This is a genomic window from Rhodoferax sp. (genome assembly GCF_018063565.1).
Classification (GTDB): domain Bacteria; phylum Pseudomonadota; class Gammaproteobacteria; order Burkholderiales; family Burkholderiaceae_C; genus Rhodoferax.
Map to the genome: position 1 here is coordinate 1 of NZ_JAGPBB010000076.1, position 17,610 is coordinate 17,610.

18 protein-coding genes are annotated in these 17,610 nt (G+C 57.5%); 3 read left to right on the forward strand and 15 right to left on the reverse strand.

The features are described 5' to 3' along the window. The 3 genes from KBF66_RS15095 to KBF66_RS15105 all read left to right on the forward strand — a co-directional run. Window positions 1–820 (forward strand): PAS domain S-box protein (locus KBF66_RS15095; RefSeq protein WP_296658817.1); only part of this gene is annotated, 820 nt, incomplete at its 5' end. Further along, the gene (locus tag KBF66_RS15100) at window positions 784–1,116 is read left to right on the forward strand and encodes a sensor domain-containing diguanylate cyclase (RefSeq protein ID WP_296658822.1); all 333 of its coding nucleotides are present in this window, start codon (window positions 784–786) and stop codon (window positions 1,114–1,116) included. The genes KBF66_RS15095 and KBF66_RS15100, both read left to right, overlap by 37 nt. A 17-nt stretch (window positions 1,117–1,133) precedes the next feature. Further along, window positions 1,134–2,297 carry a bifunctional diguanylate cyclase/phosphodiesterase gene (locus tag KBF66_RS15105; protein ID WP_296658887.1) on the forward strand — a complete coding sequence of 388 codons (1,164 nt, stop codon included), beginning with the start codon at window positions 1,134–1,136 and terminating at the stop codon, window positions 2,295–2,297. Between the two features lie 253 nt (window positions 2,298–2,550). On the opposite strand, the gene KBF66_RS15110 is transcribed toward KBF66_RS15105, so the two are convergent. The 15 genes from KBF66_RS15110 to KBF66_RS15180 form a co-directional block, all read right to left on the reverse strand. Further along, complete coding sequence (locus KBF66_RS15110; protein WP_296658826.1) at window positions 2,551–4,023, reverse strand: TrbI/VirB10 family protein; 1,473 nt, start codon at window positions 4,021–4,023, stop codon at window positions 2,551–2,553. Beyond that, window positions 4,020–5,102, reverse strand: a complete 1,083-nt coding sequence (locus KBF66_RS15115) for a TrbG/VirB9 family P-type conjugative transfer protein (protein WP_296658828.1) — start codon at window positions 5,100–5,102, stop codon at window positions 4,020–4,022. The genes KBF66_RS15110 and KBF66_RS15115 overlap by 4 nt, the downstream gene beginning before the upstream one ends. Window positions 5,103–5,113: 11 nt before the next feature. After that, a complete protein-coding gene (locus KBF66_RS15120) occupies window positions 5,114–5,767 on the reverse strand; it encodes a type IV secretion system protein (protein WP_296658833.1) in 654 nt (217 codons plus the stop codon). A 171-nt stretch (window positions 5,768–5,938) separates the two neighbouring features. After that, window positions 5,939–6,811, reverse strand: a complete 873-nt coding sequence (locus KBF66_RS15125; protein ID WP_296658837.1) for a nucleotidyl transferase AbiEii/AbiGii toxin family protein — start codon at window positions 6,809–6,811, stop codon at window positions 5,939–5,941. Next, complete coding sequence (locus KBF66_RS15130; RefSeq protein WP_296658841.1) at window positions 6,804–7,388, reverse strand: type IV toxin-antitoxin system AbiEi family antitoxin domain-containing protein; 585 nt, start codon at window positions 7,386–7,388, stop codon at window positions 6,804–6,806. The genes KBF66_RS15125 and KBF66_RS15130 overlap by 8 nt, the downstream gene beginning before the upstream one ends. 184 nt (window positions 7,389–7,572) lie before the next feature. Continuing rightward, window positions 7,573–9,072, reverse strand: coding sequence for a toprim domain-containing protein (locus KBF66_RS15135; protein ID WP_296658845.1), 1,500 nt, complete (start codon window positions 9,070–9,072; stop codon window positions 7,573–7,575). Window positions 9,073–9,081: 9 nt separating this feature from the next. After that, complete coding sequence (gene trbL, locus KBF66_RS15140) at window positions 9,082–10,812, reverse strand: P-type conjugative transfer protein TrbL (RefSeq protein ID WP_296658847.1); 1,731 nt, start codon at window positions 10,810–10,812, stop codon at window positions 9,082–9,084. Between the two features lie 14 nt (window positions 10,813–10,826). Further along, window positions 10,827–11,528, reverse strand: a complete 702-nt coding sequence (gene trbJ, locus KBF66_RS15145; protein ID WP_296658850.1) for a P-type conjugative transfer protein TrbJ — start codon at window positions 11,526–11,528, stop codon at window positions 10,827–10,829. A 171-nt stretch (window positions 11,529–11,699) separates the two neighbouring features. Then, window positions 11,700–14,144 (reverse strand): DUF87 domain-containing protein, encoded by a 2,445-nt coding sequence (locus tag KBF66_RS15150; RefSeq protein WP_296658855.1) that lies wholly within the window; start codon window positions 14,142–14,144, stop codon window positions 11,700–11,702. 2 nt (window positions 14,145–14,146) lie between these two features. Further along, entirely contained in the window at window positions 14,147–14,470 is a 324-nt protein-coding gene (trbD, locus tag KBF66_RS15155) for a conjugal transfer protein TrbD (RefSeq protein WP_296658859.1), read from the reverse strand. 23 nt (window positions 14,471–14,493) lie between these two features. Continuing rightward, a complete protein-coding gene (locus KBF66_RS15160) occupies window positions 14,494–14,835 on the reverse strand; it encodes a TrbC/VirB2 family protein (protein ID WP_296658863.1) in 342 nt (113 codons plus the stop codon). Between the two features lie 522 nt (window positions 14,836–15,357). Beyond that, complete coding sequence (gene trfA / locus KBF66_RS15165; protein ID WP_296658868.1) at window positions 15,358–16,239, reverse strand: plasmid replication initiator TrfA; 882 nt, start codon at window positions 16,237–16,239, stop codon at window positions 15,358–15,360. Next, window positions 16,239–16,550, reverse strand: a complete 312-nt coding sequence (locus tag KBF66_RS15170; RefSeq protein WP_296658873.1) for a helix-turn-helix domain-containing protein — start codon at window positions 16,548–16,550, stop codon at window positions 16,239–16,241. Before KBF66_RS15170 ends, trfA begins: the two co-directional genes overlap by 1 nt. A 93-nt stretch (window positions 16,551–16,643) precedes the next feature. After that, window positions 16,644–17,108 (reverse strand): hypothetical protein, encoded by a 465-nt coding sequence (locus KBF66_RS15175; RefSeq protein ID WP_296658878.1) that lies wholly within the window; start codon window positions 17,106–17,108, stop codon window positions 16,644–16,646. 118 nt (window positions 17,109–17,226) lie between these two features. Further along, window positions 17,227–17,610, reverse strand: a 384-nt coding sequence (locus tag KBF66_RS15180; RefSeq protein WP_296658883.1) for an ATPase, T2SS/T4P/T4SS family, incomplete at its 5' end; no start/stop codon positions are given.

The following is a 17,610-nucleotide window of genomic DNA, read 5'->3' on the forward strand; positions in this document are numbered from 1 at the left end:
CAATACCTTGATGCTGGCGGGCCTACTCATGACCGTGCTGGCACTGTGCGTGATTGCACTGGCCGCCTATCGGCTGACCCTGCCTATGCGTGCATTGGCGCGCACCGCGCGCCAGATCGGTAAAGGTGATTTGTCTGCCCGGGCACTCCTGCCGCCCAATGAATCACGTGAAATCCTGACCCTCGCGCAGGCGTTTAACGACATGGCGGGCAACATCGAGCAGGGGCACTTGACGCTGGAGTCGGCCGTTCTGGAGCGCACGCTGGAGCTGGCCGGCGAGCGCGACCGGGCGCAGTGCTACCTTGACATTGCTCGGGTCATGCTGATTGCGCTGGATGCAGATGGCTGCATTGCCATGGTCAACGCAGCAGGTGCCAAGCTGCTGGGTTACCAGGAGTCGACACTGATCGGTATGGACTGGTTCGACACCTTCGTTCCCGCCAAAAATCGGGGGCACATGCGCCATGTTTATGGATCCTTCATGCGCGGCGAAGCAGAGGCCCATATCCAATATGAAAACGCGATCGTGAATGCTGCAGGAGAGGTTCACATCCTGTCCTGGAACAACGCGCTGCTGCGCGATAACGATGGTCTGCCCATTGGCACCTTGTCTTCGGCAGAAGACATCACCGAACGCAAAGCCGCCGAGGCAGAGTTGCGCGTGGCCGCCATTGCATTTGAGTCGCAGCAAGGCATGTACGTGTCCGATTCGGACTGGCGCATCCTGCGCGTCAACCAAGCCTTTACCGACATCACCGGCTACTGCGCCGCCCGGCGGACCTGTTGGCATCGGCGCACTCGGACGAAGCGTTTTATGTGACGCTCAACAAGGACTTGCGCACCCGCGGCACCTGGCAGGGCGAAACCTGGGATCGTGGCAAAGACGGCAGCATCTTCCCAGTGTGGTTGATCATCAGCACGGTTACCAACACCGAAGGCCTGGTCACACACTACGTGGTGTCCATGACCGACATAACTGCACGCAAGGCCACCGAAGACGAAATCCGCAGACTGGCGTTTTACGACCCGCTCACCGGCCTACCCAACCGGCGCCTGCTGATGGACCGCCTTGGCCAAGCCATGGCCAGCGCAAGCTCGGCGCGCTTCTGTTTGTAGACCTGGACCATTTCAAAATCCTCAACGACACGCTAGGTCACGACAAAGGCGACCTGCTGCTGGAGCAGGTCGCGGCCCGACTGCGCAGCTGCGTCCGCGAGGTGGATACCGTGGCCCGACTGGGCGGAGACGAGTTTGTGGTGCTGCTTGAAGATCTAAGCGAGAGCACCCTGGAAGCGGCCAGCCAGGCCGAAGCTGTAGGTGAAAAAATTGTGGTCGTACTCAACCAACCCTACGAGATCGCAGGCTACACGCACCACAGCTCTCCCAGCATTGGCATCACGGTGCTGGGCGAACATGCAGAGGCCATTGAAGAGCCGCTCAAACGCGCCGATGTGGCAATGTACCAGGCCAAAGCTGCGGGGCGCAACACGCTGCGCTTTTTCGACCCGAAGACCCAGGTCGCCGTGGCAGCGCGGGCCGAAATGGAAGACGCACTGCGCGAAGCCGTGCAGGCGCAACAGCTCGCCGTGCACTACCAGGCGCAGGTCAATGCGTTTGGAAATACCGTGGGGGCCGAAGTACTGGTACGCTGGATTCACCCGCAGCACGGAATGATGCCACCTGCCGCTTTTATCCCGCTGGCCGAAGAGACCGATGTGGTTTTGCCGCTGGGCCGTTGGGTGCTGGATACCGCCTGCACCCAGCTACAGCGCTGGGCCTCTGAGCCCCGCATGGCGCACCTCACGCTGTCGGTCAACGTGAGTGCCCGCGAATTTCTGGACCGCAACTATGCAGACCATGTGCTCCAGACCCTGGGGCGCACGGGTGCCAACCCCCTGCTGCTCAAACTGGAGCTGACCGAAAGCCTGCTGGTGGCCAATGTGGAGGACGTCATCGCCAAGATGAATGTCCTGAAGGACGTGGGCATAGGCTTTTCGCTGGACGACTTCGGCACCGGATATTCGTCCCTCTCGTACCTCAAGCGCCTGCCGCTGGACCAGCTCAAAATCGACCAAGGCTTTGTGCGGGACATTCTGGACGACCCCAACGACGCGGCGATTGCCAAGATGGTGGTGGCTCTGGCAGATAGCATGGGCCTGAACGTGATTGCTGAAGGTGTAGAAACCCAGGAACAGCGAGATATGCTTGCACAACTAGGGTGCCTGAGCTACCAGGGATATCTGTTCAGCAAGCCGCTGGCGCTGGATGAGTTTGAGTCCTTTGTGAAACGGGCTTAACGGCAACTCGATGGCTGCTAATGGGCGTCCAGTTTGCTCAATCGAAAGTCGGGTACGGGCACGAAGTTCACGTTCAATATTCTGCAATGAACGACAGGTATCAAAGGTGCTGCGGTCACTGGACTTCAGATGTTGTGTGCCTGTTGACGGGTCATAAGCTGACACTGGTAACAAGCTGTTTTTCGCATGGTGTTGTGAGCGGATCGGCATCTGCCAAACGACGCGGAGTTTGAGTCACAGCCCCGTGCCATGATCATCGATAGGTCGGCAAAATGATTGAGCGGTTGACCATGACGTTGAATGCCATGCCGGGTCGAACTTGCAGCGTGGGTGAAATGTTCAAGCTCTTTTGCAAAATCTTCGAGCTCACGTCGCTCAAGGAATTCATGGCCGCAGCCGAGGCTTGAGCCGAGCCGGAGGGTGTATTGAATGCACCCTGGTTATGCGGTTGCGACTGTTGCGCAGCAACACCCAAAAACGACACCAACAGCGCCGATGACCAGGTTTTCCAGAAGTGGTTATTCACCTGATCCTCCATGCCGGATTGACCTTGACCGTCAGCCGCAGACATGCCGCGCAAGGAAATCCGCGAACCATTGGGCAAGATCAGTTCATCCCAAGCCGCCAGCACCCGTGATTGACCAAAGGCAACATCGGCCGAGTACCTGCCAACCAGACGCGAACCCTGTGGAATGACCACCGTGTCAGGGTCGTGGGTGGCATAGACCGTTTGACGGGTCTGCGCAACGATGGTGCCAGGCAGATCAGAATTGATGCCTGACAGCATCACGGCAGGGATGATGGAGCCCGCCGTCAACTCAAATTCGCCCAGCTTGGGTTTGAGCCATTCTGGCAGGTAGCCACTGTCAGCCGCTTCCTTCATGAAGGCCTTGTTGCGCGCTTGGACCGCCACGGCAGGGTCAAGGGCAGCGGAACCGCCACCAGCCAGAGTGGCAGGTGAATTGCCTGAACTACTGCTGGTGGCTGTCAGACTGGCTGGCAAATTCGCCATGCGCATCGCATTGGCAGTGGCAGTCGCACGAGCACTCGCAGCCCGCCCATGGGCGGCTGAAAGCTTTTGATTCACACCGCCGTCCAAGTCTTCAACATCAGCACGCGCGTCCATGATGCCGCCTGCACCCGATCTGGCGGCCAGCGCAGCACCACCTTTGCTGATGTCTGCCGTCTCGGCCGAGTCAGACGCCATGATTTGGCCCTGAAGACGCTCATACTTGCGTTTTTGCAGCCACAACCGATGGGCCTCAGCGGGCGAGGGCGGTGAGGCACCACCATTGGCAGTTCCGGTGCCGCCAGAGGTCCCAGCGGCATTGGATGAGCGGCTGGCCAAAGGACCGATTTGCTGACCATCAGCCGTTTGAAGGGTGACTTGATGTCCAATTGCTGCCGCGGCAACCGTTGCCCTGCGCTGGATGTCCTCCACGTTTTCTTTGTACGGGGCCGTTTGGCCTGGGGCGTCGCTGGCGGTCAGCTGATTTTGTGACTCAGCATCACCACCACGCTTGCCGCTGATCATCACCCCAATCAGGATGGCCGATGCCACCGTGGAGGCGCCGCCTAAAAGCAGAAACTGGCCCTTTTTGGACAGTCGCTTGGTCCCAGGCGGCGGTGGCTGAAGCTCTAGCGGCTGCCCCGGGCCATCAATTGCCGCCACCTCAATGTCTGCAGCATCGTCCGCCTGGGACTTTTTGCCGAATCTGAATTTCATTGGCCACCCCAGCGAAACAAACTGTCGGGTTGTGATTTTTGGCACTGAACGGTTTGGGCCTTGTCACCGACCCCCAGCACCAGACTGAGTTTCGCAGGCTTGCCATCGACGATGTAGTAGCCATTCACCAGCCGGGAATTCAGCAACTCGGTCTCATTATTGGAGACATTGAACACTGCCGGTGCATCGCTGGACGATGTACCGGGTGGCATCTGAATAAACGTGTGCGTGTCATTGGCAAAAACACGAGTCGGCTTGAATGCTGCTTCACCATTGCAGGTGTAGCCAAAATCCAGCGTTGTCGGATCAAGCTTGCCGACCGACTGGTCGGCCACGATCCGTTGGGCTTTGGCTTGTTCGGCGGCCATCTTGGTAGCAGCCATCGATGCCTCAAGTTCCGCTTGCTGCCGAGCTGACGCTTGCGCCTGGGCACTCAAATCGCGGGTCATGGCAGACGGGTCATACCAGCTCACCATCGGGACATACTCGGATTTACTCGACACTAGGTGCATGTAATAGATACGGCCTTTGTCTGTGGTCACCACCAGATTGGTTGACAGGCCTGCCTGTGTCGGTTTGACCATCATCACCGGCTTCGATCCAGCCGTGGCAGTTTGCAACAGCCATCGCACCGTGTCGCCTATCGACACGCTGGTGACAGCTTCACCTGCTTGCAGTGCAATCGAGCAGACGTGCAAAGGCGCACATGTGATCGTGGGACGTGAATAGCCATAGGGGTATTCGACAACGCCACCGGCACCGACCAAGGCCTCGGTCACACCCGTTTGTTCCCAGCGTTGCACTGCAGCCAATTTGGCAGCCTCGGCGGCAGAAAGTTTTTTGACCTGGGCTTTGGCTGTTGGCAGCATGGGGGAGGGCGCCAACACGTCTGGCGATGCCGTGACCTGTTGCTTGGCCGGGGTGGGCTGCAAGGTGATGGCTTCAACTGCTGGGTTTTGAGCGGTGGCGGGCGGCTTGGCTGCTGAGGCGGCATCGGTTGACTGTGCGAATGCGCCGCCAGCCAAGGTGAGTGCGGCCAGGGTGATGAGGGTGTTGAGGGGGGTGAAGTGTTTTTTCATGATGACGGCCTTTACAGAACTTCTTTGGCCCAGGAGATGGATTTGACGTAGATGCCAAACGGGTTCCAGAGCGCGACCTTGGGGTTTTCTGCCAGCTTGGCGTCAATCCCGACCGTGAGGACGGCTTTCCAGTGCTGTGCCACAGCCGTCGCACCGGGCCTGGCTTTGGTTTCCACCCACGACACCTGGTAGGTTTCACCGCCTTGGGGAATGACAGAGGAAACCTCGACGCGGGTGACCGAGCCATCGACGGAGAAAGGCGAGTTGTCTTTGAAAAACTCATTCAAGAAGGCAGCCACATCGCGTCCCGCCATGGCGTACACCCGGTTGAGCGTGACCTGCTGGGCAACCGCATCGGGCAGCATGGAGCGCACATCCTTGATGAAGGCCGCAAGTTGGGCCACCATCAGCCGCTTGTCAAAGTCAGCCCTGGCTACCGGTGCTGGACGGGCGACAGCAACTGGCGAGCCGAGTTGGTCGGTGACCACCACAAACGGCTGGATCTTGGATTGGGATCCGACAAACGCAATTCCTATCACAGCCACCACCGCGACCGCCAAGGAGCCAGCAGCCATCAGTTGCCAATTGCGCGCGCGTGAGATCAATCCACCGTAGCGCTCATCCCACTCCCGGCGGGCGTTGAGGTAGGGATTTTGTTCTGACATTCAGGCGTCCTTTTTGAGTGCTGTTGCCAGATACCGATCTGGCGCAAGCAACACAAATTGGACGTCGATCGCTCTGGCAAGCCGCGCCGTGCCAAACGACGAGAAAGCTATCCTTTGAGGGGCAAAAGAATTGCAGCAATTGCGGCAATTTCGGGGACCAAGCAGATCAAGCTAAAACCGCTCTCTTGCACGTTGCGCGTTGGGTATCAAAAATTCGGCGAGGTCTGTCACCACCGCCTCAAGAGCCGGGATGTTGATGGCCAAATCGCGAACGAAGGCAGCCCACTGTCGCTGCTTGCCTGAGTCCAATGCAAAAGCCTGCGTCAATGCCATGGGCGCCTCAAGCGGAATGGCTGTGTCACGCCGTTCAAACGTCGCTGCGATGGCCCGAGGCAGGCGGTCATCCTCAAATGCATAGCTCCGACTCAGAATCCACACGTCATAGAAGTCCTTCATACGGCTGTTGGCCAATCCGAGCATGACCATGGCCTGAAATTTTTCGGCAATCACCGTCTCGCGGGCATAGACGCGCAGCCTGGGCTGCGGCAGATCGAGCAGGACCGGCAGATCGACCTCGTCAAGGCCGGGCTCAATGGCGTCGCCAAAGCCGATGTCAATGATGACGGTCATACGCGCACCGGCGAGCCCCCCGGTTGTGCGAAGACGCAAGCCACCATACTCAAGTTCTTCGCGGATCAACTCCACGCGCAGCGCATCGATGTCGAACATCATTCCGTCGTTGACCTCAATGGCGCAAATCTCACGAAACGTGACGAGCATCGCATCCGGAGCCGAATCGCCGTAACCCAGAAAATCCACGTCGCGTGTCGGACGGTGAGGATCATCGAACCAAGTCGTCATCAACATCGCACCCTTGAGTACGAAGCGATCGCGATGGGGCGATAAGCTGAGCCGATGCAGAAGTCGCTCATTGGCATAGCGCGTCAGCAAAAGCTCAAAGGACTGCCCCTTCTGGCGTGCCAGCGTCAGCAGGCGCGCCCGCACCGAAGTGCCGACATCTCGCGGTTTCTTGGGCTCAGCCATGGGATGTCAACGCACTCATGTACGGCGCCATGATTTTCCAGACTTTGGCGTCAACTGCCTCTCTCGCTATGTCGGCGGGCGAAGCCTTTTTTTGTCTGAGTGCCTCGCGCAGTCCTTCCAGCGCCACGTTGATGCCCACGGTCTGCCGATACCGAAACAAGTCGGCAATGGTTTTAGACACACCGAAGATCGGCACCGATACCCCATCAATCACGTGGCTTTCAACACCCTGTAGCAGGCGTTGCCCTGAAAACCGAGCGAAACGCACCGGCGGATATGCAAAGGTGGGGTGCCAGTCTTTGGAACCAATAGCCATCCAGACCTGGGCAGGAATCTGGTCAGTCAAATCGTGGAACGCCAGGGACGACGTCAGACAGATGACCCCCTTGGGAACAAGTTTGGAGGCCTCGGCAAGAGTGTGATTTGCATCGAGAGGCGCGTCTGCCAACTGATACAGCCCTCGAGCAAGGCGAACGATAGCGCCCTCTCGCTCAAGGCGCGACACCGTCGCTGCAGTAATACCCTTTGCCGTCAATTCACTCAGTCGCGACATACCCGCGGCCTGCAGATGGGACAAAGCACGATTGCGCTGGGATGGTTGATTATTGGGATTCACTGATACAAAACATTGGATAAAAAGAATAATAACCTATGTTTCATATCATTTCTTACTCACCATCAACCGACAAATGCCCAGCAAACCAAGCGGCTTGTGACCTGAACACCCACCTATTCACCGAACGGTCTGTTGGTGTCTGGTTTCACCGTTCGAGTTCAGGCTCAGCGGCCAGTTGAATTCTTTTGACAGGCAGAAAAATGTCGGCCCTCGCATTCTCCGCTTCCGCAGCTGACGCAGCGCTCGCGATGAAGTCACGTACTGTCTGCGGACCGCCCTGACCGAGCAAATCCCGCGCATCGGTGCCAACCGGACTGGTCTCGGGCGGAATTGCCAAAGCAAATCCAGTTACCTTGGCAGCCTTCAAGGCACGCGGGATGGCATTCGATTTGAGTCTTCCCACAGCATCACGACCAATGTCGTGATCGGTTGCAATGACGACACTTGGAAACACGTCCGACAGGCCGGTTTCCTTGACCCATTTGGCGACCGCCATCACATTGTTAGACGATAAGGCGCAAAGTGTGTTGCCCGCACCACTTTGTTGAATCGCAAGTCCTGTTGCCACCCCTTCGCAGATCACGAGGGGCTTGTTTTTGTCTGCGACTGCCAGCCACTCTTGAAATGGAGCCAGCGAATCGCCGGTAATTGCTCGCATTAATGAATCAGGAGCGGGAAAAGTCACAAATGCGCCGATCGTTCGCGAGCCTTTGGCCATGATCTTGTCAGTGTCGAAAGTAACTTTGGGCATCAGGTGTTGCACACCGCACAACTCCACCATGCCCGGCATGCCCAGCGGATCAGGGCGAAACATGGGCGCCAGCATCGTGTCGGCAAATCTATGATCTCTGGGATACACCCGCAAATCCGAGCCGTCCAGATCGGCATGAGCTTTGACAAGGTGCCGATGATCAGCGGGCGGTGTTTCAGCAGCTGTCCATGCATGGAGGGTGTCTCGACACAGGTCCAGATCGACCGGATGACTTTCAGATGCTGTTGCCAAGCGCGGTGAAGCCTTTGAGGACCGAGGTGGTGCAAGATCGCCATCCAGCCCCAGGTCGCCTCCTGTCACGAACATGGCTTTCCTGCCATCACGGGTTGGTCTGCCTTGCCGCCATGGCGCAGGCAGATCAATGTCACCCCGGAATGAAAAAGCGGTTGCAAGGCCATCTTTGGACACCAGCAGCTTGTAGACGGGCTTCTGATCTGTGCCATCGTGATAGCGCCCGTGCAAGCGTGTTGGCATCAACCCCGCCGACTGCAGAGAAGCGTCGGCCGCCCGCCACACTTGTTCGGGGTCATACGAACGCTGTAGCCCGGGTATAAACGAAAATTTGGGCACTTTGGCCAGTGGCGTCAGCTCTGGGTGCACTGTCAGCTGGTCGACATGCGCCCGAAGCGCCGGGGTCGATTTGTCTCCAAGCGGGATTTCGCCAGCGGCAAGCCAGGGCAGGCCTGCTGCCAGCCCTTTTTCTGCGTAGCGATGCCACATCGTCAAAGTGCCGTCTCGTGCCAGGGAAAGCCGCCCACCGGGCGTTCGACTGGTTTCACCGGGCAGACGAAATTCGATCAAATGGTCTTTGATCTTATGGATATCGCAACCTCGGGCAACGAGGTAGTTCTCCGCTTGGTGCAATGCATCCATGGCGCTGCCTCAAGCGTCGAGCCCCATGCGCAAGCCTGGCGCGTGACCCAGATGGCCATCATTGACCCAATGCGGTTTCCGGCGATCGGCTGCGTGTTGCAGCCGCTTCGAAAAGCTGTTGAACTTATCTGCCATACCGGCGGGTTTGGTTGTGTAGTCGGCCTCAAAGCGTTGTTGGAACGACCGTGCCTCAAAAGTATCAGCTGAGGTGCCGCCGGTTTCATTCGTGCTTTGCTTGGCGCCACTCCCTTGCATGGCAGACGGATCAAAACGTGGATTAACAAAACCGGGGGCTTGGGCTTGCCCCATAGTTGGACGGCTTGCGTTGCTTGCATGACTTGCGTTCATGCTGGGTCCGCCTCTTTGACGTTCAGACGAGCTGGGTGTCGCGCCAGGAGAACCAGGGACTGCATCAGGCGCACGAGTCCCGTCAGAGGGGCGGGTCGGGATCGCTGCAATGGATAAGTCAGGTAAACCCGAAGACACCATTGAAGACGCCCTAGGAGTGCCTTCGCTATTTGTACTGCTGGTAATGCTGGCACTGCTCGCACGCCCGGGCTTGCTTGGTGCAGAAGCAGACGAAAAGGAATGGCTAGGACTGACTGGGTTGACGGGACTGACTGGGTTAACCGCGCCGACCGAACCACTGATGCCACCTGCGAAGCCAGCGCCCGCCGATGTGCCACCAATGGCTCCGGCAGCTCTTTGAACTGGCAGCAATGCACCGATGGCACCACCTGCAAGCCCCAAAGCACGCGTACCTGCAGCACTGCTGGCCAATGCCGCCGCCACCGGCGTACCACCCACCATGCCAGCGGCCGTGCCAGCGCTTTGCAGCGACATCGCCACCGTGCCATTGAGCATTGATCCCGCCAGGCCCGGTGCCATGTAGCCGGTCACGCCATAGAACAGCGACGCTCCCCCCACACCCAAATAGTCACCAAAACTCGGACCTTCAGGGTGCGCTGCGTACGCTGCCGCAATGGTGTCTTTCAGCGCCTGGGTGAAGCTGTCACCAAAGCCGATGATCAAGTAGATCGTGAACAGCTTGACGCCGACGGAGATCGCATAGCCAAAGTATTTCTCGGACAAATTGTGCGTCCATCGCGAGCCAGAAAACCCCAGCATCAAGGCACCACCGCCAATGATCAAATACGACTCGACCAGCGTGATCAGCAGTTGAACGGCAATCAGGCCGTAGCCAAGGATGATGAACACCGAGGCCACGCCCACAATGATGGCGCTCAACATGAACTTGCCAAGGCCCTGACCAGAGTTGGTCAAGGTGTTGATGATCATGCTGCCGGTGCTTGGAGCTGCGTCGTTCGAAAACTGCATCAGACTGGCGGCCACTTGCAAGCCCTGGTCAAACACGGCAGATGGCGACAAGACAGAACTGCCGCCCACACCGGCGCCCGCGACCTTGAAGGAATTGATGATGGCGGGAATCCACTCGGGTGCCTTGATCAGGACCATGGCAAAAAACGAAAGCGACATGACCTTGAACAAGGTCCCGACCATGATCTCGGAAAGTTCAGATTTTTTGAGGGTGAGCTGAATGGATGACCAGGCGAATTCAAGCGCCGCCAAGCCAAAGAACAAGTTGGTGGCATAGCCCAGCGCCGTCGACATCCAGCCACCGGAGGCACTTTGAACCTGACTGACCAGCGTGTCCATCATGCCAGCAGCATGCGCCAATGGCGCGAGACCAAACAGCAGCAGGAAAAGCGTTGCACGCATCGCCAGCACGCCGCTCAGTATTGGCCGGAGTGGTTGCGAAAGAAGTTGCGGTACAGGAGCTCGTCCTGGTACTTCTCGTTTTCCTGCTTGGCTATGGCATTGAGCCGTGCTTGTTCGGCCGCAATGATGGTGCCGTGCAACGCCTGGGTTTCATTGACCAGGATGCCGGCGATTTGATTGCCAGCCTGAATTGCCTGCAGGCGGCCAGCTGCAGACTGTGATGCGAGCTGAATTTGCTGCAAGGCACTTTGCGTCGTCGAAAAGTTGTTCGCGTTCAAGCCCAGTTGCTGCAATGCCGCGCCGATCTGGTTGTTGAGGCCTTTGCTCCAGTCCACCAGGTTTTGCTGGTGGTTCGCCAGCAAATGGCCATTGCCAAAGGTGGTTTGCATGTTGGAGATGGCATTCACGGTTGCATTCACAATCCCTTGGGTGTTCTGAATCGTGCTGACCAGCGAATTCAACCTGCTGACGATGCTGTTCCAGGCCTGGATCGGAATGCCCAGCGTGTTTTGGTACATGTTCAGGTACATCTGGATTTGCTGCTGTAGCTGTTCGATGTTGTTGGCATAAATACTGACCAGTTCAGCGTTGTTCATCAACTGTGTCGACTCCATTGCGCCCACGAATCCGCCGCCACCGGCATGCGCTGCGGGCATAGACGCCAAAACCAGGGCCACCGCCATTGAAGCGCTGGTCATCGGCTTATGAAGCTTCATGGGGATGTCCTTTTTTGAATTCGGTTGCCCCATACCGGTCGCTCGCAAGTTGGCGATGGGCATCTTGTGAAAATGGCCCTCCCACGGTCAAACAACCTGTAAAACCGTGGTGACACAGGGGGAGTTCTGTGAGAGCGTCGGGCCAGGCGCTCTGGTGCTGACCTGTCACAGTCAATAGGACTCCCACAAACGCGCGGCATCGAACTGCCCGCGCTCACGCAGCCAGGCCGATGGCCAGCCGCGCGCATCCAGCTTTTGCAGATGCCGAATCCGCGCCAAATCCTCACGTCCACTTGCCCCAACAAAGGCCATTTCCGGCGGCGTCAGTCCCAGCTCAAAGACGCGTGAGCCGTCCGGGTGCAGGTGGTAATACTGGCGCTTTGGCACGGCATTACTGACGATCCGGATTTGCCGCCGGTTGAGTCCAATCGCCTGGTACAGGCCGCTTAAGGCTTCGGTTTGGGCTTGTGGACTGGGCAACAGGATTTTTGAAGGGCAAGACTCAAAAATCACATCGTCGATGCCACTGTGCGACAAATCGCTCAGGGATTGGGTGGCAAAGATGACCGACACATTCGATTTGCGCAGCACCTTGAGCCACTCGCGCAGCTTGGCTCTGAAGGCGGTGTGTTCCAGCATGACCCAGGCTTCATCCAGCACCAACAAGGTCGGTTGCCCCTCAAAACGCTGTTCAAGTCGGTGAAACAGGTAAGCCAGGACCGGCAAAACAATCTTCTCGCCGCGCGACATCAGGTGCTCCAGCTCAAACACCTGGAAGATGTCGCTCTGAATGCCGTCACTTTCGGCATCCAGCAACCGACCCGCAACGCCGCGCAGCGAGTAGTACTCCAGCGCTTCACGCAGCCGGTTGTCCTGCAAGGTCAGCAGAAAGTTGGACAGCGTGCGCTGCTGTGCGCTGTCCGTTGATGCCGCCAACTGGTTGACTGCCCGAAAAAGCTCCTTGCGCAATTCCGGCGACATGGCCACGCCCTGCAATTCGGCCAGGATTTCCAGCCACTCAGCCGCCCAGTTGCGCTCACCGTCATCGTCAATCTGACCCAGCGGGCAAAAGGTGATGTGGTCAGCTTCGCCTGCGATGTCGTAATGCTGGCCACCGGCAGCCGCCACCAGGGGAAACATGGAATAGCCCTTGTCAAAAACAAAGGCTTGCGCACCCGGATAGCGGAAATGTTGCGCCACCAGCGTGGCCAGCAGGGTGGACTTGCCCGAGCCTGTTGGACCAATGATGGCGGTATGACCCAGATCGCCCGCGTGCAGACAAAGCCGGTAAGGTGTGGCGCCATCGGTCTTGGCCTGCAGCAAGGGTGCTGATTGCTCCGGATAAAAAGGACACGGGTGGACATCCGGTCCAGCCCAAATCGCTGTCAGGGGCAGCAAGTGCGCCAGATTCAAGGTGTTGACCAGCGGGCGGCGTACATTGGCAAACAGGTTGCCGGGCATGCTGCCCAAATAGGCCTCCACCGCATTGACGGATTCGACCCGTGCAGAGAAGCCGGCATTGGCAATCGTTTTGATGACAAACTGAGCTGCCTCTCGCAATGGCTGCACCTGGCTGCTGGAGAGCAAGACGACGCTGGTGTAGTAGCCAAAACGCACCAGGCCGCTGCTGGCCTCGGCCATGGCGGCAACCGCATCGGTGGCCATCTCATCCGCATCCGCATTCACGTGCGTGATATCGCCACCCTGGCTTGAGCGCATCAAGTTCATCAGGGACAGTCGCTTTTGCGCCCACTTGGAGCGGTACTTGCCCAGCTCCTTTTCCGCCTCACGCACCGGCATGAAGATAAACCGATTTGACCAGCGGTATTCAACAGGCAGGCGTGACAGGAAGTCCAGGATGCCAGGAAAGCTGGATCCAGGAAAGCCTGTCACGGCAATGCAAATGGCTGTTTTGCCGTCAATCTGTGGCTCAAAGCCGGTGACGAAGTCGTGTTGACCTAGCACCGAGTCCAGATACATGGGCACCGTGCCCATGGCGAAACTGGAGCGGGGCTCCAGCGCGACACAGGCCGCCAGATGCGCCAGAAGTGGACTTCTTACCACCCCGGTTTCGGGGTCGACCGTGTCTTGCAGGCGACGAATCTTGAGCGTACTGGCCAGCCGTGCTTCGATTTCGGTCAGCATGGTTTTGAATCGGATCAGACTGCGCTGAGCAACACCGGCCTTTTGTGCGCCATCGACAAACAGCATCTCCGTTTTGGCTGCAGCATCCGGGTCGGGATGCCAGCACATGACCAGCTTGTAGTCACTTTGAAACCCGGCCCATTCGCCTTCATGTGCGAGGCGGCGGCAATCGTCCAGCAGCCGGGTGGTGCGGTCTGGAAACGCGCCATCCAATGGGTACCCAGGGGATTGACGACGCACGGCATCCACATGCAGGCTCCAGCCGTCATCGAGTGCCAGGGCGGCGTTGATGCGCGCTGATACGGCCGCCAACTCTTCTTTGGTGGCACTGTCCAGATCCGGACCACGGTATTCAAAACCTGCCAGCAATCCGCCCGATTTTGTGAGCACCACGCCGTTATCGATCAGCGCTGCCCAGGGCAGCAGATCTGGCAAGCCCTGTGCATGGCTGCGAAATTCATTCAAGATCATGCTCAGCCCCCATATCTGCGAGGCGAGGCAAACGGGGTCGCCGCGCTCTTGTAGAGCGTGCGGTAACGCAAACTGCGCCCGAAGGTCTTGGAGAGTAGGGGATCGAAACTCGCCGCACGCGTCAACACCCAGGCGCCAACAGCCCACAAGACCAGGCCAAAAATAGCGGCCCAGAGTTGAAACAAAGACACAATGAACACCCCGGCCACGATGCCCAGTGCCAGGATCAGTTCGCGCTCAGCGCCCAAGAGCAGCATTGGCCTGAGAAGGGATTGGTGCAGCGGCACAGAAAAGTGGCTGTTGTTCTCTGAACTTTGATGAACCATGATGGGCTGTCAGAGCGGCAATGTCAGATGAGTGCACCGCTGTTGACCAGGCCGATCATGCTCAGGAAGTTGGCACCAAAGACGATCAACGCCACACCGAGCACCACGTACAGCAGCTTCTTTGCAATCCCACCCAAATCGTCTCCGCCAAAAATCAGGGCAGCACCCGCTGCCAGAAAGGCCACGGTCGAAATGCCGGTGGCCACCGGGCCAGTCAGATTGTTGACCACGGTGGTGATGGGGCCGTCCCAGGGCAGGGCGGGACCAGCATAGGCCAGCTCAGTGGACAGGGCAGCCAGGCCCGAGATGACCGGTGTGGTCAGCTTGTCCAGGGACTGGGCGAGCTTGGTTGTTTGAATATGCACGATCTACTCCAGTTGCAAAAAGACACCGGCCTGTTTGGCTGGTGCTTGATACCGCTGGCGTGCAAGTGAGAAAAAAAGCCGGTTTGCGCTGAGGTGGCGCAGCAAGAGGTCAGGGTGCCTGCCTTGTTTGCATCCTGAACCGATGCCGTGGTTGTGAGCGTCGACAGATTAAAGAAGATTAAAGACAGATTAGCAACTTTTTGGTACTTTCGTAACCTATTGAATTGATTAGTAAAATTTGTCACTTTTGATCATTCTCGGTATCTGCAATGCCGTGCTTTGGTACCTGCAATGCCGTGATTTGGTATGCGCTATGCCGTGTCGGTATCTGCAATGCCGTGGTCAGCGGTACCTGCCATGCCGTGCCCTGTGGATAACTTTTACTGTCGTTCAAGGGTGGCCGCCCGACTGCCAGGGTGCCAGGCTTACAGCTGATCCACTGGGTCGCAGTGACTTGAATTGACGGGAGAAAAGTTTCATGATCTGCAGGTTGATGCAGACCATGAAAGTTAATGCGGGGACTCAATGCGATTCGCCGGAACGCTTGCGCTTGAGCAGGTGCCTTGACTGACTCGCCGTTGGCAGTTTGGACAGGTGCACCAAGTCTGAAACATCGATTTCCCAGGTCCAGTGGGTGACATCAACCAGTCTGTCCAGGGCCTCCCTCAGGTCCTGCCGGAATCCCTTGAGCGCGTGGTTATGGCTGCCACACAGCCGCTGAAGCGTTACCACCTTCACCGGAAAGGGTCTGGCATGGGAGCTGTAATACCCATGCAACCACTGGGCCAAGGGGCGCCTCTTGAGCGCCATGCGTTGACCAAATTCCACACTCGACCAACCATCCAACCCATAAAGCTCGACAATTTTTGGATTCATCTCTATCACGTAGCGGCCAGTCTGATCATCCCGGCCGCCATGGCTCAGAAGCGATCCGAAGTAGGTCCGGCGGCCATCCTTGATTTCCACCACGCTGGCCGCTAACCGTGCAAACGCGCCTTTCAACCACTCATGCTGGCTTTTGCCGCTGCTGCGCCCGATGCTCTTCAAGAATTGTGACGCTGTGAACTGAATCCTGCACCCCAGACCGCCCGTTCTGGCCAACTGCAGGGCTTGTTCCCAAACATCCAGATCGGCTTGATCGAGTTGCGGTCCAGTGTGAATGATCTTGATGCCATCCACGCTGGCTTTTTCCACACGCTGTTGGAAAGACCGCTGTCCATGGCGCACCAGTCCAAAAAGGGCAGATCTCAGAATGCTATTGGGCACCCCCCGGCAGACTTCCGCCCACAGTGGCAGCTGGAGGTCACCGGGCAGGTGCGCGAACCTCGCCCGTAGTGACCCAGCGGGTTGCCCACGGGCTTTGGCCAGCGCCAGGTTTTCTTCAAAAGTCCGTTTTGGACGCATTAACCTGACGCGCCAGTCTGGTTCTTGCGCGGCCGACCTCGGCCACGCACCGGCTTGACCAGCATCAACGCACTTGGCGCCGCTTGCGGCAGTCCAGGCATGGGGATCCGTCCGGTGGTCGACGGCGGCAAACCCGCAATGAACAATTCGATGTCGGATGATCGCCAGCGGACCGATGCACCAATCTTGACTGGGGGAGGGAAGCCAACGGGCGATTTTTTGCGTCCGTAATGCCAGTTCCAAACGGATGAACCACTAATCTTGAGAATGACTGCCACATCTTCGGCAGTCAAAAGTTCCAAACTTTGCATATTGATCAACTTTGAGAGTTGATCCCTGCGAGAACGGATGGAGGTTTCGCGCGCCCACGCAGCCAGCGAACGGGATCGATAACCCGCCAGTGCTTACGCGCGGGCAATTGGCGGGCACGGAAAAAGCCTCGGTGTGAGCGTTTCGGTCACAGCGCACAGGACCGATTTGACGATGGAGCGCACTTGCAGTTCAGCTGCAAGGATGGCTTTTATGGCAGACCAAACACCCGATGTCTGAGCCCAAACCCGGGCGGCTGCGGCTCGGCGCAAAACGCCGTTGATTTTTTGACGGTGAGCATCTTCAGCCCTGTATTTTTGTTGGCTGGCTTTCTCCATCTGAGCAGCCCGGCCGATCCCTTTGAGTGTGGCGAGGTGTGCCAACTTGACCAACACCATGCCAACCACAAGACACGCTGACTGGCCATAAGCATGACCCACCAGCACCTCAAATTGTAAGAGGCTGACAATCACGAACTCGCAAGCTAACATCGCTCGCCCATATGTTTTATGAAAAAAGACCGTCAAAATATGAATATCAGAATTCTGGTTGGGTTTCATAGGGTATGAGTCTGGACATGAGTATGGGTGTAGACATGAAACGAGTATGTGGTGTCAAAGAGGTGAATATCCGCTGGATATAAAGTAGATATTGGGAGAACTCACTTTGCAGTTGAATTTACCCAAGCTGCCTCAGTTCGAAGCCGACGGCACTTGACCAATGAGTGACTTCGGCAACTTCATCAATAATTCGACCTGTAGAATTTCGATGAATCGACACGACGATATTGACTGCCTCACTGATTAATTCAGGCGCAGCTGGCACACCTGCTTCCTGAATGAGCTGACCAATACGGATCAAGGCTGCGCCAGTCGAATTGGCATGAACCGTGCCAATCCCGCCGGGATGGCCTGTATTCCATGCCTTGAGCAAGGCTAAAGCCGATTTATCTCTGACTTCACCGACAATAATTCGGTCAGGCCTTAATCTGAGCGTTGCTCGCAGCAAGCTGAATTGATCAACATGAGGCGATGTCCTTAAAAACACCGTATTTCTGACGCT